A 15,321-nucleotide genomic window follows, 5' to 3' on the forward strand; every position below is an offset into this window, starting at 1 on the left:
TCCTTCTTATCTTAATTATCAACTTTCAGCACAGCGAGGAAAGCACTCTGCGGGATTTCAACATTACCCACCTGCTTCATACGCTTCTTACCGGCCTTCTGTTTTTCTAGCAGTTTCTTCTTACGGCTGACATCACCGCCGTAACACTTTGCCGTGACGTTCTTACGCATTGCCTTAACCGTCGAACGCGCACAGATCTGCCCGCCAATCGCCGCCTGTATAGCAACGTCAAACATCTGCCTAGGAATCAACTCTTTCATTTTCTCGACCAACAAGCGACCACGATGCTGGGCCTGATCTCGGTGGATAATCAACGCCAATGCATCGACCTTGTCACCATTGATCAATACATCCAGCTTTACCAATTTAGCCTCTTCAAAACGTACAAAGTTATAATCTAGGGAGGCAAATCCGCGGCTGGTAGACTTCAAACGATCGAAGAAGTCCAAGACCACCTCACTCATCGGCAGCTCATAGCTGATTGAGACCTGGTTACCGATGAATTGCATATCTTTCTGTACACCACGCTTTTCGACACAGAGCGTAATGACGTTACCGACATACTCATTGGGTACGAGGATATTCGCCTCGACAATCGGCTCGCGCATAGCCTCGAGGCTACCTGGGTCGGGCAACTTAGACGGATTGTCTATTTTCGTTACATTACCCTGCCTATCAACGACCTCGTATACTACTGTCGGTGCCGTTGTAATAAGGTCAATATCATACTCACGCTCTAGCCGCTCTTGGATAATTTCCATGTGCAACATACCGAGGAAACCGCAGCGAAAGCCAAAGCCTAGCGCATCAGAAACTTCAGGCTCATAGAAGAGTGAGGCGTCATTTAGCGTTAATTTAGCCAGCGCCTCTCTAAAATCCTCATAATCATCAGAGCTTACCGTAAACATACCGGCGAAAACCTTCGGCTTCACCTTTTGGAAACCCGGCAACACATCGACATCTTCTGTCTTCAGGTGCGTGATGGTATCGCCGACAGGCGCGCCATAAATGTCTTTAATACCGGCAATGATATAACCAACCTCACCCGCTTTAAGGCTGTCACGCTGTTCCCGCTTAGGAGTGAATATGCCGACATTATCAACAATTTGCGCTTTACCAATAGACTTAGCGATGATCTTATCCTTCGCTTTTATCGTCCCTTGCATGACGCGCACCAGAGAGACAATGCCAAGATAATTATCAAACCATGAGTCGATGATAAGCGCCTGTAGAGGGGCATCTACATCACCCACAGGCGATGGTATCTCGCGCACGATGGTCTCGAGAGCATCCTCGATACCCATACCCGATTTGGCACTGACCTGACAGGCCTCCATCGCATCAATGCCGATTATCTCTTCAATCTCTTGAGCGACACGATCGGGCTCGGCCTGCGGCAGATCCATCTTATTTAAGATCGGCACAACTTCTAGGCCTTGCTCGATAGCCGTGTAACAGTTGGCCACCGATTGCGCCTCGACACCCTGCGCAGCATCCACCACGAGTAAAGCACCCTCACAGGCCGATAAGGAGCGCGACACTTCATAAGAAAAGTCGACATGCCCCGGCGTATCGATAAAGTTCAACTGATAAACCTCACCATTGCGCGCTTTATAATCGAGCGTCACGCTCTGCGCCTTGATCGTGATACCACGCTCTCGCTCGATATCCATGGAGTCGAGGACCTGAGCCTTCATCTCACGGTCACTAAGACCTTCACAATGCTGGATAAAACGATCCGACAGCGTTGATTTGCCGTGGTCAATGTGAGCAATAATAGAAAAATTGCGAATATGGGTAAGATCTGTCACTCGGTCACCAAGTCTGTATACATCTAATAGCAAGGCGGCATATATAAATCACGCCTTTACCAAACGCGCCATCATACCCGATTGCAAGGCTGCGGGCTATGTATGCCTGCATAGTTCTGACTCATCCCTATAAAGATGCGCCAGAACATGCAACATTCAGCCTTTAATCAATGCGAATAGCAACATAGCCCGGGCGCCCTTCTCTTACAACACGCACAGGAATCGACGCTTTCTTCGGCAGCTTAGCCACGACTTTGTCGAAATCATCGACATCCTTAATGCTATAGCCATTAATCGCCGTTATTACATCACCCACCATAATGTGTGAGCGGGCTGCCACCCCCGATGGATCGACAGAGCTAACGATCACGCCGCCCCTTAGGTGCCAACGACGAGCAAAACGCTGATCAAGCGCCTCTACTGAAAGACCTAACGGGCTCATAGCCACTTGCCCTATCTCAGTCATTGCGCCCTGAGCATCTAAGCTACCGACCTTCACCACCAGCGATTTTTCTTTACTTCTGCGAATGAGCTTTACCTTAGCCTTGCTACCAGGCTCCATCAAACCAACCACATGCGGCAGGTCGCCTGAGCTCAAAATCTGTCGGCCATTAAACTCAATGATAATATCGCCTTCTTTAATACCTGCCTGCTCTGCTGGCCCACCTTCTTCAAGGTAGTTGATCAAGGTGCCTCGAGGCTTATCTAGGCCAAATGAGCGTGCCAAGTCTTTATCGACATCTTGAATACCAACACCCAACCAACCCCGGGAGACACTCCCCTTCGCTTTAAGTTGTTTGACCACCTGCTTAGCTAAGCTACTCGGTATCGCGAAGGACAACCCTATCGAACCACCGCTATTGGTGAAGATTTGCGAGTTAATTCCTACAACCTCTCCCGCCAAATTAAATAACGGGCCGCCTGAGTTACCGGGGTTGATAGCTACATCTGTCTGAATAAAAGGTACATAATTCTCATTATTTTCATTAGGCAGACTCCGCCCTATAGCGCTCACGATACCCGCAGAAACCGAATAATCGAGACCGAAAGGTGAGCCAATCGCCAACACCCACTCACCCACCTTCAGCTCGTCATCTGCAGCGAAAGATACCGTCGGCAGGTTTTTTCCCTCAACCTTGAGTAATGCCAAATCTGAACGCGGGTCGACACCAATCACCTTCGCGTCATATTCACTACGATCTGTCATCCTTACCGTAATGCTGTCCGCGCCATCGACAACATGATTATTCGTCAAGATATAACCATCTGAACTAACAATAAAGCCTGAGCCAAGGCCCTGACCGCTGCGTGGCTGAGGCTGACGCTGCTCAAATAAGCGCCGAAATATTTCTGGCACATCGTCTCGTGGTACTTGGTTGAGCTGAGCGCCACCTTGACGCCCCTTATAAAGCGTGTTGATTTTCACCACAGCTGGCGCATTATCTTCAACAATACCCGTGAATTCGGGCAGACCAGCCTGTACTGATGTGAAAGTAAATAGTGCGCACAACAGTACGACCAACTTAGGCATAGAAGCTATAAGTCGCATCATCATTTCCTCTTATTGTTAAGGTATAGGGGGAATAACATAAGAAACACGCAAAGAACAGAGCGCGATACACGCTCTATTTAAGTTCGACCACTTGCAACGTAGACATTTCTGCCCCACTTCGCCAAGCAACCAATTTTGGCTGTAAGCGTCGACAATTTGCAGCATTATTAATCAAACGCTTACTAATCAACAAGCCAAGAGTGAAGCCGAGGATGGCGCCACTTATCGAGCCAGCATCACCGCTGACAATACCGTTACCCAATAACGCTCCGGCAATCATCACCACTAAAGGCAGGCTGTAGATTTGCAGAGAGCCCTTAACGATAGCCTCTCCTGCAACAGATATTTCGACCACGTCGCCCACACTATAATTGTGACGACCATCATTATCGATCTTGATAAAGTGCGCATCTTTGCTGCTTAACTCTGACAACACTTTCTGGCTACAACCATTTTTTGCAGCACAGCTAGCACAGCTAGTCTGGCGCTGCGTTGCTAACCATAATTCCCCAGACTCAACACCAACAATTCTCGCCTCTTCGTTCACGGCACCTCCTACTGTGTCACAGACTTCTTCGCAGGCTGCTTATCTGCCGCCTGCTGCGGCTTTTTATATTGTAACACCACTGAGCGAGCAACCTTTGCAGCGGTAATTACCGGCACCTCGCCCACAACGCTAATCAGGAAAGCCTGCTGACCGATAAAATAAGTGCGCGTCAACGCCACCGTACCACCAAAGCGTGCTTTACCTTCAAGATCCTGCGGTACCTTAACGCTTGAGGAGATCGGCTCGACAACAAGCGACAGCGTTGCCAGACCATCAGTATAAGTTGTTACTTCTGCACCATAGCCTGCGATACGATCAACACTTCTAGCGGCAACCTTAAACCCTACGGGCAACCATTGTGGCTGCATCGACACATTAGAAGCCAGCGCCTGCGTGCCCTCAGGCGTATGATGATGCGCCTGCACGAAAGAGTTCTCACTCGGTGCCACCATCTTTGGCGTTACTCTATCGAAGCTAATCGAAACAAATTGAAAACGCTCGAGTATTTGTCCATCTGAGCTAAATAGTACAGATTTGAGCGGGATGTTATGCTCTTTATCGAGGTAGAATTGATAGCCATTCCTATAAGCATCTCTTGGCTCAACAGTGATCTTTACCACATCACGGTCGGCGATTCTGGCGCGACCACTCACCACAACACGATAATAACTTTGAATATCGTAGTCTGCGACCTGTTCGCCAGCAAAAAACTTACCCGCATCTATTGGCTGCTGTAAGGACACCAATTTCTGTCCCGGGTGGATACAGCTCAATTTGTGTCCATCACGGATAATCTCGCGATGCTCACCATTAAGAAAGAGGATTCGTTCTTTTTCCACGCCGTTTTCAACGCGATGTGCAACACGCAACGCCTGCAGCTGGCCACCACGTTCAAAAGTGAATTCACCACTATAATCGAGATTTCGGAGCGCCTCCACCATGTGAGAGAGGCGCTCTCGTGGACTCACAGCCGCTTCCGCGCTAGCTGTAACAGGAAGTAAAGCAACCGACAATAGCAGCAAACCTGCCCACCGCCCCCGATTCAACGCCATATTAATTCTCGCCTTCGTCAACCATACGAGCAAATTGCATCATGCCGTAACCAGAGTTCAACGCTGAGTGCTCAGCATGGCTATTCATATACCACTGTAAGCGCTGTCGAGCCAAGGCATCTGCTGTCGCCGAAGCATTACGTACATTGCCTGAAACAAAAGGCGACGCCCCACCCTGCATCTGTTGTCCTGTTGAAGCCTTTAAGCCGCCGCCCAATAGTGGTGTCGCCGCCTGCTGAGCCACCTGATTAACGCCACCTCCAGCAGTGGATGCCTGCTGCGTATTCACCAAGTAACTCGTTGTTAATACCCCAGCCATGACAGAGGCTGCCACTGCAAATCGAGCCAGAGGGAGGCTCTTGAGCCAGTTTTTACTGTGCGTTGACTCAGCCTCGATAGCCTGACTAATGCTGTCTGCGAAACTCAAATCACCGGCTAAAGCGTCTTTTCCAACAGGCTCACCTTTGAAAGCCATGCGCAGTGAGTGCTTTCTCGCCCACTGCTCTCGTAGCTCATCATCTGTCGCCATCGCTTTGACGACTCGACGAAACTCAAGCTCCCCTGCTTCACCGTCAATAACTGCTGACAATGATTCCGTAAACTTGTCGCTACTCATAATCCACCTCGACAAAACATAATATTTACACCTAACAGTTCCAGGGCCCACAGAGTGTTAATTGAGTTATTATTAACAATCGCTCGCTTCATCCACCATGCCTCGCACTGATTAGTAGCCTTCATCAACTAAACACCTTAGCGCCATAAACTGGCGCTATGCGCTTATCAATCGCCTCACGCGCTCTGAAAATTCGCGACCTTACCGTACCAACGGGGCAATGTAAGATATCGGCGATTTCATCATAACTAAGACCATCGAACTCACGTAATGTTAACGCCGCTCTCAATTCTTCAGGCAGCGATTTCAGTACTTCGTGAACAGCACGCTGCAACTCCATCGAGAATAGCTCGTTTTCAGGTGTCGATTGATCCTGCAACGCAGCATCAGCCATCACCGCTTCACTATCTGACTCTAAGTCACTCGCAGGTGGCCTTCGGCCCTGCGACACAAGGAAATTCTTCGCCGTATTAATCGCAATACGGTGCAACCAAGTATAGAAAGCACTATCGCCACGAAATTTAGGCAGCGCTCTATAAGCCTTGATAAAAGCCTCTTGCGCCACATCTTGACACTCAGACTGGTCTCGGACGTAACGCCCAATCACAGACAGCACCTTATGTTGATACTTCAACACCAACATATCGAAAGCTGACTTATCGCCCTGCTGTACTCGTTTAACTAACTGGCGGTCTTCATCGTTGCCACTCAATGCAACAGCTCCCCCAGCCACGGTAATTTGATGATAACGTTTTACTCCGATCGACTTCGGTCTTATCTATATAGACGCCCGTCACACTATTAAGTTCAATAACACGCGATTTTTCTCTCTACCGCAAGCCTACCAACACTTACCGCAAGCTCTACAATTCACCACAAGGCCAGCCTGCGGCCAATCAAATGACGGTAGAACTCTACAGCGTCAGCTAGATTGTATATACTAGCCAGCGATTTTAGCCTCATATGCACGATGAAAATATAGTCTCTGCAAAATAAATGCAGTCCTACCACCCTCAATAATATGACCGAAGTTAAATCGATGAACAGTCGCGATAAAAGATCAGAAGAACTGCAGCCAGACATTCTCGTTATTGGCAGTGGCGCCGCCGGCCTAACCGCCGCCCTCCAACTCGCCAAAAGTTGCAAAGTTGCCGTCATCTGCAAGGGCGAACTGAACGGTGGCAGTACGTTCTACGCACAGGGTGGTATTGCTGCCGTGCTCGATGACGACGACAGTATAGAGAAGCACGTCAACGACACCTTAACAGCCGGTGCCGGCCTGTGCAGTAGCAGTGCCGTCGACTTTACCGTACGCCACAGCCGTGAGGCGATTGAGTGGCTGATCGACAGCCAGGTCAACTTTAGCCGTCGCGAAGACAAGAAACGCATGGGTATCGCCGATTTCCATCTGACCAAAGAAGGTGGCCACAGCCATCGACGCATCATTCACAGTGCCGATGCGACAGGCCGGGCCGTCTCCACCACGCTCACCGAGCTCGCGGCCAAACACCCTAACATCACCCTACTGACCAACCGTGTCGCCGTCGATGTTGTTATCGACGAAAGCGCAATTCCACGACGCTGTACTGGCGCCTACGTACTTAACAGGTCCAGTGGTCACGTCGAACTCTACCAATCTAAGTTCACCGTGCTCGCAACCGGCGGAGCCAGTAAAGTTTACCTTTATACCTCAAACCCTGACGGGGCAAGTGGCGATGGTATCGCTATCGCATGGCGCGCTGGCTGCCGCGTCGCCAACATGGAATTCAACCAGTTTCACCCTACCTGCCTCTATCACCCTCAGGCCAAGTCCTTTTTGGTCAGCGAAGCACTACGAGGCGAGGGAGCTATATTGAAACTCGCCAATGGCGAACGTTTCATGTCGCGCTTTCACGAGAAAGCTGAGCTCGCACCTCGCGACGTCGTCGCTCGCGCCATTGATCATGAGATGAAGCGCCTGGGCGAGGATTGCGTTTACCTCGACATCAGCCATAAAAGCCCCGAGTTTTTACGTAGCCACTTTCCGACCATCATGAAGCGCTGCCTTGAACTTGGCATCGATATCAGCAAAGAGCCTATCCCTGTAGTTCCTGCAGCACATTACACCTGTGGTGGCGTGATGGTTAATCACTGCGGCCAGACTGACGTTGCCAACCTCTACGCAATCGGTGAAACCACATTCACTGGCCTGCATGGCGCCAACCGCTTGGCCAGCAATTCGCTTCTTGAGTGTCTTGTCTACGGTCGCTCCACAGCAGACGATATCCTAGCGAACATCGGTACAACCCCCCACCCCAAACAGGCCTCCCCGTGGGATGAATCACAGGTTACCGATTCCGATGAGGATGTAGTAATCTCCCATAACTGGGATGAGCTACGCCGCTTCATGTGGGATTACGTCGGCATTGTCCGTACCGACAAACGTCTACAGCGTGCACTCAATCGCGTCAAATTATTGCGACAGGAAATCGCTGAATACTACAGCAACTACAAAGTTTCAAACGATTTACTTGAGTTGCGAAACTTAGTACAAGTCGCAGAACTGATTATCCACTCCGCGATCGCACGCAAAGAAAGCCGAGGGCTACACTACACCTTGGACTACCCCGATACTGATGACGTGTTGCGCGACACCATTCTCAAACCTGAGCCCTCTTCATCACGCTAGAAAAAAAGCTCCACCAACGAAAGCCATGGCCACAGCAAGGCATGAGGTGATAACTGTAATTGCCTTGCGTAATTAAATAGACTGCCGCCTGCTCGAATGGCACTAACTGGAATAAAACCTTACCGCCAAACGAAATCGATGAAAGCTCTGTGCTGGCATGCTATCGGCTACGACCAAGAGATAGCGCCAGCAGTAGGCCCGAGGCATCAACCATGCCCAACAACTCGGTAGCTCGCCCCCCTCTATTCGCCGATATTTTAACAACACAAACCACCGACAGATAAAATGCTCCTCTGCACACTCAACCGGAACACTAAATAAGGCCTTGCTGTGTTTTTTTTGTTCTTGGCTAGGGAGATAGTCAAACGACCAGCGCTGCTGAGAATATGTGATCTGACAAGGGTATCGCCCCCCTGCCACACTAAAACCCTGCAGCTCCCTCAAACCGAGAGCGAGCACCACCAGCAACACAGGAAGCAGGATAGAAAGCGGCAGACCAGCGGCGACAGTTGTTAGCAGGGCAGCCAGTAAGGCCGCCAAGTAAGCAGCCCTTAGGCTGCGCGATGCGATAAGGGAGTAGCAGCCTTGGCTAAGCGAGGCTTCTGTTATGTTCGAGGATGAGTTTGACGATCGTGGCAATTTCCGGGTCCTCTGGCAGCTCCGCCTTCAGAAACCAACGAAACATATCCTGATCTTCACAGGTGAGCAATTTAATATAGAGCTGCTGCTCACTATCCGCCAGCTTGAGCAGCTGATCTCGGTAAAAAGGCCCCAATACAAGATCCAATTCCAACATCCCACGACGGCTGTGCCAACCAATACGCTTGTATTCTGTTTCCGAAATCATCTCTGGCCCCTAATGCATAATATAAAACTTTCGACGGCGCATTATACACAACCTGCTGGGCAAATATGCATACAAGCTGACACCCTCGTCGTTTAGCTTTATCATACCGCCATCATTCAGCGTCTCTCCGCTCTTTACCGACACAAACTTGTCAGCGGTGTAGCGACAACACAACGACGATGGAAGCTTCATACCATGACTGAGCCAACCACTATGATCCAGTCGATCAACGGCGATATCGACACGTTCGGCGACATTCACTTTAAAAACAGCCAAGAAACCATAGCCGATGAGTTTTTCACCCTCATCAACCGACGCGGCATCGTTACCATTAAGGGCGTGGACAGTAAGACCTTTCTACAGGGCCAGCTAACCTGCGACGTACAAGCGATCAATCAAGAGAAGCTGTGCAGCGGCGGCTATTGCACCCCAAAAGGCAGAGTAATCGGTAACTTCTGGCTCTCACAGTGGCACGATGAGCACCTCTGTATGGCCAGCGATAGTGGCGGCGCTGCTGCGCTCATCAAGCAGCTGAGCAAGTATATTGTTTTCTCCAAGGCGGAAGCGGCCCTCGACTCCGATACCGCCTGCATCGGCATTCAAACCAATAAAATTGCGAGCGTCTGCGGCACCTTGTTTGAACAGCTCCCAGCAGGCCCCGAGCAACAGGTCATCAATGGCGATCTCAAGCTGCTGCAACTCAACGAGCAAGGCCTATACGAGCTTTGGACGCCAGCTGACAAGCTCAGTGAAATCTGGGGCATACTCAACGACAAACTCCACCTTGCCAATAGTTCGCACTGGGATCGCGCCATCATCGCCTCCGGCTTCGCCACGGTTGATGCCAACACCACTGAGCTACTGATTCCTCAGCACCTCAACATGCAACTTAATGGCGGCATCAACTTTACCAAAGGCTGCTACACCGGCCAGGAAGTGGTCGCTCGAATGCAGTATCGCGGTAAGCTAAAACGCCATATGTACCGGGTCTCCGCCCCATCACTGCCTGATTCAGGCGCACCGCTGTTCGGTACAGACGGCGAGCAGTCGATCGGTAACATGCTGCAGAGCTGTCGCAGCGGTGAACAGCAAGAGGGCCTCGCCTGCATCACCGTTGCGGCGGTTGCCGCCGATGCGGTCTTCGATCAGCCTGCTGGGCAACAACGTCAGCAGCTCAAACTGCTGCCCCTACCCTACGACATTCCCGCTGACGACTAAGCGAAGCGATAGTGGTCGGCCAGTCGGCTATAGCCAAGGCCGCCCCCTTTACGCAGCTTAATCTGCACCGGTATTCGCTCCTTTAAAGCCTCAACATGTGAGATCACACCGATCATCTTGCCACTTGCATTCAGGTTATCCAGGGCATCCAGGGCGATATCAAGCGTCTCCGCGTCAAGCGTGCCAAACCCTTCATCCAGAAACAACGAATCAATACGGGTGCGGTGACACACTAGGTCAGACAGCGCCAAGGCCAGCGCAAGACTCACCAAAAAGCTCTCACCCCCGGATAGCGTCTTAGTGTCACGAGCGACATCGGCTTGCCAGCTATCGATCACCTCCAGACTCAACTGCTCACCTGGCTGGCGGCTCAGTCGATAGCGCCCATGCAACACCTGTAGACGACGATTAGCGAGAGCAATCAAATTGTCCAGTGTCAGTCCCTGGGCAAAGCGCCGATACCGTGCGCCATCGGCAGAGCCAATCAATCCACTCATCCGCGACCAAACATCGTATTGCTGTTGCTGGTCAGCGAGTTGCTGCAATAACGCTTGTTGCTGCTCTTGCCGTAGCGCATCCTCGGCCAAACGCTGCTGCGCACCGGCAGCCGACGCCATTGACTGCTGTAATTTCTCACCCGCCTCAGTCAACTCAACGCGCCACTGCTCAGCCAACTGGGGTATTTGCTGCACTGTAAAGTCTGCAGCCTCCACTAGCAGCGTAAGGCGCGCTTGCAGTGGCTGGTAATGATCCAATGCAGCCTTCATGGTGGCCTCAGCTTCTGCCTGCTGTACTTGCAACTGGTCTTGCAGCGCCTGAAGCTGATCGCGTTGCTCTGCGCTGATTAGACTGGCGGTAAAATCGCCCTCGTTAACGAAAAGGCTCTTCGCTAACGCCTGCTGCCAACTCTCTTGCGTTGCACTTAAATCGGCAGCCACACGCTCGAGCCCCGCTGTCGTCTCTGCCAACTGCCCCTTTAGCGTATCTAACGCCTGCGCACTGCTCTGCTGCTGCGCTGCATGGTCCTGCCGCTCTTGTTGTGCTGCAGAGACCTCATCGCGACTCTGTCTTCGCGCAACAGCCACCTCACGGTCGGCAAACAACACTTGTCGCCTAGCACGCAACACCCGCAAATTTTCACCCAGCTCTTTCTGCTGTTGCTGCAGACGCTGCAAAACCTGCTCTTTAACCCCAGCCTGTTGCTTCAGGTTAGCTATTTCAGCATCAACGGCCAGCCGCTTATCTTGCAACAACCGCTGCGATTCAACAGTGCGCTGATAGTCTTGCGCACGCTGACTTAAAGTCGATAACCATGTGGCTTGTGCCTGCAACGAGGGCAGCGTCCCATCCACTCGGTGGTCTGCTGTACTCTCTGCTAACTGATACTCTAGCTCGGCAATATCACCAAGCACATCGTGTAGCTGTTTCTCGCACTGTTGTTGTCGCTGCGTCAGAGCCTGCTGCTCGCCTTGTAAACGCTCTAGCGCAATAGCCGTAGATTGCTGTAATTGTCGAGACGCTTCCTCACTATGCTGAAGTGTTTTTAAAACATCATTCAGCTGCTGTAGCTGCTCATCCTGTTGCCGCCATTGTGAGCGTTGCACCTCGAGTTTCGCTAACTCAAGCTCTGGCTGTGCCTGTTCGAGGGCAACACCTTCACCCAGCAACGACCACTCCTCTCGTAGCACGTTCAGCTCTTGCTCCGTACGCTCAATAGCCTGCTGCTGATGACGATAGTCCGTGCGTTTCTCTGCTGCCTCAGCCTCTAAGCCCGACTGACGGTGACGCTGCTGCAGTAGCTCGTCCTCAAGCAAGGTTAAAGCTCTGCGCGTCTCACTCGCATCAACGGCTAAGGTCTCATCGACATAAGGGTGCTGCTCACTGCCACATAAGGGGCAAGGCTCACCGTCAATTAGTTGCTGACGCTGTAGACTAAGACTCTCCACCTGCTGTTCACTTGCCAGCAATTGCTGCAGCGTTTGTTGGCGCCGCTCTTGCTCGACCAATAGAGCTCGCTGCACCTCAACTTGCTTTGTTACCGCCTGCCCCTGCTCTGTTAGCAACTGCAGTCCTGCCTGCGATTCCACCAGCGACCGTTGCTGCTGCTGGTAACGCTTAACAAGCGCAGCTTGCTGCTGCAAGCTTGACTGACGCTGCGACAACAGCTCAAACTGTTGACGCCACTGCTGCTCAGACTGACCCGATAATACTGCCGCAACTTTATTTTCCTGGTCTGCTCGCTGTATCTTGAGGTTGTCGAGCTCCTGCTCAACCTGTTGCTGCTGCTGTCGGTGCTGCTGTAGGCTCGCCTGCAACTGTCGCCCACTCACCTCAATGCCATCGCACTCGCTACTCAGCGTCTGCTTTAATTGATAGCCACGCTGCCTACGCTCACACAACTCAGACCACAGTGACAACTGTGTCGACAGCTCCGCGTCACCAGCGTGCAGATCAATGTAAGCCTCCGCTTTAGATAACGCCTGCAAATTTTCCTGATGCCGCTGCTCGGCATCAGGCTGTTGAGCAATCACCTGCTCCCGCTCACCTTTGGCTGTCGCCTGCTCAGCATTAAGACGGTCAAGATCTGCCAGCACGGCGCTAATCTGCCCATCTAATGGCACAACCTGCTCCACCAACAGGGACTCAAGTTCGGCATGCTGCCGCTCTTTCTGCTGCAATTGATTGGTGGCGACAGTAAGCGCGCCGGTTGATTGCACTAGCGCCTGCTCAAGCTGCCCAGATTGAGCAACTAACAACTGTCGTTGCTGCTCCCCCTGCTGCTGCACTTGCACGGTATTTTGGTAACGCTGAAAGATAGGCTGTATTTCCAGCGCCGGCACAGCGCGCTGCAACACTTTTAATGCGTCTGCATGACCCGCAGCCGTCTCATTAACGGCTATGACCGCCTGCTCTGCTTCTCGCCAGCGCTGCTCTGCCATCTCGGTCTGCTGCTGTAACTGCAGCTTCTGCTCCAAGCCCAACTGTTCTTGCCGCCATGTTTTCGTCGCCGCCTCCGCCTGCGACAACTGTTCTGTGAGCAGCTGCCGCTCCTCCTGCCCCAGCAAGGCAACACCCTCGAGCCGGGCTCGCAACAACTCCAGCGCCTCCTTTTCATCGCGACGGCGCTCGTATGCCTGCATGGAAAGCTGACCGTATACCTCCGTTCCCGTCAACTCCTCCAATAGCTCAGCACGCTCGTTAGCATCAGCATTCAGAAAGGCGGCAAAACCGCCCTGTGCTAACAACATCGACTTGGTGAAGCGAGCAAAGTCTAGGCCGCTAAGGGCTTCGATCTGCTGTAACTTATCGGCAATTTTGTCGCTGAGGATTTTCCCCTCTGCATCGGCGAGCTCAACCAGCGGTGCCTGTAGGCGACCATCAGACTTGCCCCTCGCACGACGCTGACTCCAAAACGCTCGGTAACGTTTGCCCTGCGCCTCAAACTCCACCTCCGCCAAGCTCTCTGCGGTATGACGAGTCATCAGCTGATTGCTACTCGCGGAGACCTTCAGCCTCGGCGTCTGGTGATACAGCGCAAGACAGATCGCGTCCAGCAGCGTCGATTTACCCGAGCCGGTCGGACCTGTTATCGCAAACAGGCCGTTATCGGCAAACTCTGGCGAGCTAAAGTCAATTTTCCACTCACCCTTAATCGAATTGATGTTCTTAAAACGCAGGCTCAATATTTTCATCTTGTCTCGCCCTGCTGTTCGTCGTGTAACTCTGAGACCAATTGACGATACAGCATCTTTAGCTCTCCGCTTAACGCATCATCCAGTGACTCTTCGGCAAGGCGTCGATCGAAAACCTCGTAAACGCTCAGCTCATTCAGACTCTGCCCCTCCGATGCCGACAAGCTCGGCTGAAACTGACGACGACGCTTGGTTCGCAACACCTCGATGGCACGGCCGTCAATCATTTGCTCGAGGCGCTGTGGAAGGTCTGCCAGATACTCCTCATCGCACACCTCAACTTCTAACCAATAATTCTGCCCCTGCACCAAGTCCGCAAGATCCAAAGCATCAATAGACGTCTGCAGCGCTTGCAAGTCACCACTGAGCGCTGCCATGGGCTGGAAGCAGGGGATCGGCAGTGAAACCACCGAGCCGAGCCTATCCTCGTCGAACGCCGCCAAATGCACGACCTTCTGGGCATTAAGCTCGTCAAAGCTCAACGGAATCGGTGAGCCGCTATAACGGATATGCTCTGTCTTGGCGACCTTCTGCGCTCGATGAATATGCCCAAGCGCAATATAATCGGCCTCCGGCAATAACTTGGCAGGAAAGGCCTCTAGGCTGCCGATGTAGATTTCACGCACCGACTCACTGAGCTGAACCCCCATCACGGTCAGATGGCCTGTGGCGATAATCGGCAGCGCGACACCCTGCTCCCGCCATTCAGCTTGTCGCTGCTGCGCAACGCTGAACAAGCTCTCATAATGTGCCGCAATCGCCGTCATCAACGCCTGTTTTTTATGCTCGGCACTCTCACCCGAGTGCGCCAACAAGACATCGCGCGGGCGAATAAACGGCACGGCACACAGCAAGCCAATTGGCTGCTGATCACGATCACTGAGCGTAATCACCTGCTCTTCAGGTGATGACAGCACGCCACCGACAACGTGAATGTTGAGGCAAGCCAATAGCTCGCGCGACTCATGCAGCACCGCCACCGAATCATGATTGCCACCAATGAATACCACGTTGCTCACTGTCGACTGTTCGAGCTGCACCATCAGCTGAAGATAAAGCTTACGCGCATAACTGGGCGGCGTCGCCGTATCAAAGATGTCACCGGCCACCACCAGCGTGTCGACAGACTGCTGCTCGATCGTCGTCAACAACCAGGTAAAAAACGCGCGATGCTCTCGCTCTCGGCTCTTCGACATAAAAGATTGGCCTAAGTGCCAATCGGAGGTATGGAGTAAACGCATGTTAATCGCCGCAAAGCGTCATAGACTAACATAGCTAGAGCAACTGACTGTAGCGCCAACCGTGAAACCACGCATTC

General features: G+C 52.1%; 12 protein-coding genes. 2 read left to right on the forward strand and 10 right to left on the reverse strand.

What is annotated here, in order from left to right; translation table 11 throughout:
* Window positions 1-11 precede the first annotated feature (11 nt).
* The 6 genes from lepA to rpoE all read right to left on the reverse strand — a co-directional run bounded on the left by lepA (window position 12) and on the right by rpoE (window position 6,290).
* Window positions 12-1,811, reverse strand: a complete 1,800-nt coding sequence (gene lepA, locus EDC56_RS01140) for a translation elongation factor 4 (RefSeq protein WP_123710700.1) — start codon at window positions 1,809-1,811, stop codon at window positions 12-14.
* 163 nt (window positions 1,812-1,974) lie between these two features.
* Window positions 1,975-3,360, reverse strand: a complete 1,386-nt coding sequence (locus EDC56_RS01145) for a DegQ family serine endoprotease (RefSeq protein ID WP_123711718.1) — start codon at window positions 3,358-3,360, stop codon at window positions 1,975-1,977.
* 76 nt (window positions 3,361-3,436) lie between these two features.
* Entirely contained in the window at window positions 3,437-3,910 is a 474-nt protein-coding gene (locus EDC56_RS01150) for a SoxR reducing system RseC family protein (protein WP_123710701.1), read from the reverse strand.
* A gap of 8 nt (window positions 3,911-3,918) precedes the next feature.
* Window positions 3,919-4,962, reverse strand: a complete 1,044-nt coding sequence (locus tag EDC56_RS01155; RefSeq protein ID WP_123710702.1) for a MucB/RseB C-terminal domain-containing protein — start codon at window positions 4,960-4,962, stop codon at window positions 3,919-3,921.
* Window position 4,963: 1 nt separating this feature from the next.
* Window positions 4,964-5,578 carry a sigma-E factor negative regulatory protein gene (locus EDC56_RS01160; RefSeq protein WP_123710703.1) on the reverse strand — a complete coding sequence of 205 codons (615 nt, stop codon included), beginning with the start codon at window positions 5,576-5,578 and terminating at the stop codon, window positions 4,964-4,966.
* Window positions 5,579-5,702: 124 nt separating this feature from the next.
* Window positions 5,703-6,290, reverse strand: a complete 588-nt coding sequence (gene rpoE, locus EDC56_RS01165; RefSeq protein ID WP_123711719.1) for an RNA polymerase sigma factor RpoE — start codon at window positions 6,288-6,290, stop codon at window positions 5,703-5,705.
* A gap of 327 nt (window positions 6,291-6,617) precedes the next feature.
* Between rpoE and nadB the strand changes: the two genes are divergently transcribed.
* Window positions 6,618-8,246 (forward strand): L-aspartate oxidase, encoded by a 1,629-nt coding sequence (gene nadB / locus EDC56_RS01170; protein ID WP_123711720.1) that lies wholly within the window; start codon window positions 6,618-6,620, stop codon window positions 8,244-8,246.
* Window positions 8,247-8,348: 102 nt separating this feature from the next.
* Here the strand turns inward: nadB and EDC56_RS01175 are convergent, their stop codons facing one another.
* Window positions 8,349-8,885, reverse strand: coding sequence for a protein YgfX (locus EDC56_RS01175; RefSeq protein ID WP_342770036.1), 537 nt, complete (start codon window positions 8,883-8,885; stop codon window positions 8,349-8,351).
* Complete coding sequence (locus EDC56_RS01180; RefSeq protein ID WP_123710705.1) at window positions 8,836-9,093, reverse strand: FAD assembly factor SdhE; 258 nt, start codon at window positions 9,091-9,093, stop codon at window positions 8,836-8,838. The genes EDC56_RS01175 and EDC56_RS01180 overlap by 50 nt, the downstream gene beginning before the upstream one ends.
* A 195-nt stretch (window positions 9,094-9,288) precedes the next feature.
* Here EDC56_RS01180 and ygfZ point away from each other — a divergent pair, with 195 nt between their 5' ends.
* Entirely contained in the window at window positions 9,289-10,311 is a 1,023-nt protein-coding gene (gene ygfZ, locus EDC56_RS01185; protein WP_123710706.1) for a CAF17-like 4Fe-4S cluster assembly/insertion protein YgfZ, read from the forward strand.
* On the opposite strand, the gene EDC56_RS01190 is transcribed toward ygfZ, so the two are convergent.
* Entirely contained in the window at window positions 10,308-14,003 is a 3,696-nt protein-coding gene (locus EDC56_RS01190; RefSeq protein WP_123710707.1) for an SbcC/MukB-like Walker B domain-containing protein, read from the reverse strand. The genes ygfZ and EDC56_RS01190 overlap by 4 nt on opposite strands.
* Window positions 14,000-15,244, reverse strand: a complete 1,245-nt coding sequence (sbcD, locus tag EDC56_RS01195; protein WP_123710708.1) for an exonuclease subunit SbcD — start codon at window positions 15,242-15,244, stop codon at window positions 14,000-14,002. Before sbcD ends, EDC56_RS01190 begins: the two co-directional genes overlap by 4 nt.
* Window positions 15,245-15,321 lie beyond the last annotated feature (77 nt).

The sequence above is a fragment of the Sinobacterium caligoides genome (assembly GCF_003752585.1).
GTDB classification, from domain to species: domain Bacteria; phylum Pseudomonadota; class Gammaproteobacteria; order Pseudomonadales; family Sinobacteriaceae; genus Sinobacterium; species Sinobacterium caligoides.

Bases quoted from the DNA above. Each gene is read 5' to 3' on its own strand.
- EDC56_RS01145 (WP_123711718.1), bottom strand. From the start codon at position 3,360: ATGCGACTTATAGCTTCTATGCCTAAGTTGGTCGTACTGTTGTGCGCA.
- EDC56_RS01155 (WP_123710702.1), bottom strand. From the start codon at position 4,962: ATGGCGTTGAATCGGGGGCGGTGGGCAGGTTTGCTGCTATTGTCGGTT.
- EDC56_RS01160 (WP_123710703.1), bottom strand. From the start codon at position 5,578: ATGAGTAGCGACAAGTTTACGGAATCATTGTCAGCAGTTATTGACGGT.
- nadB (WP_123711720.1), top strand. From the start codon at position 6,618: ATGAACAGTCGCGATAAAAGATCAGAAGAACTGCAGCCAGACATTCTC.
- EDC56_RS01180 (WP_123710705.1), bottom strand. From the start codon at position 9,093: ATGATTTCGGAAACAGAATACAAGCGTATTGGTTGGCACAGCCGTCGT.
- ygfZ (WP_123710706.1), top strand. From the start codon at position 9,289: ATGACTGAGCCAACCACTATGATCCAGTCGATCAACGGCGATATCGAC.
- EDC56_RS01190 (WP_123710707.1), bottom strand. From the start codon at position 14,003: ATGAAAATATTGAGCCTGCGTTTTAAGAACATCAATTCGATTAAGGGT.
- sbcD (WP_123710708.1), bottom strand. From the start codon at position 15,244: ATGCGTTTACTCCATACCTCCGATTGGCACTTAGGCCAATCTTTTATG.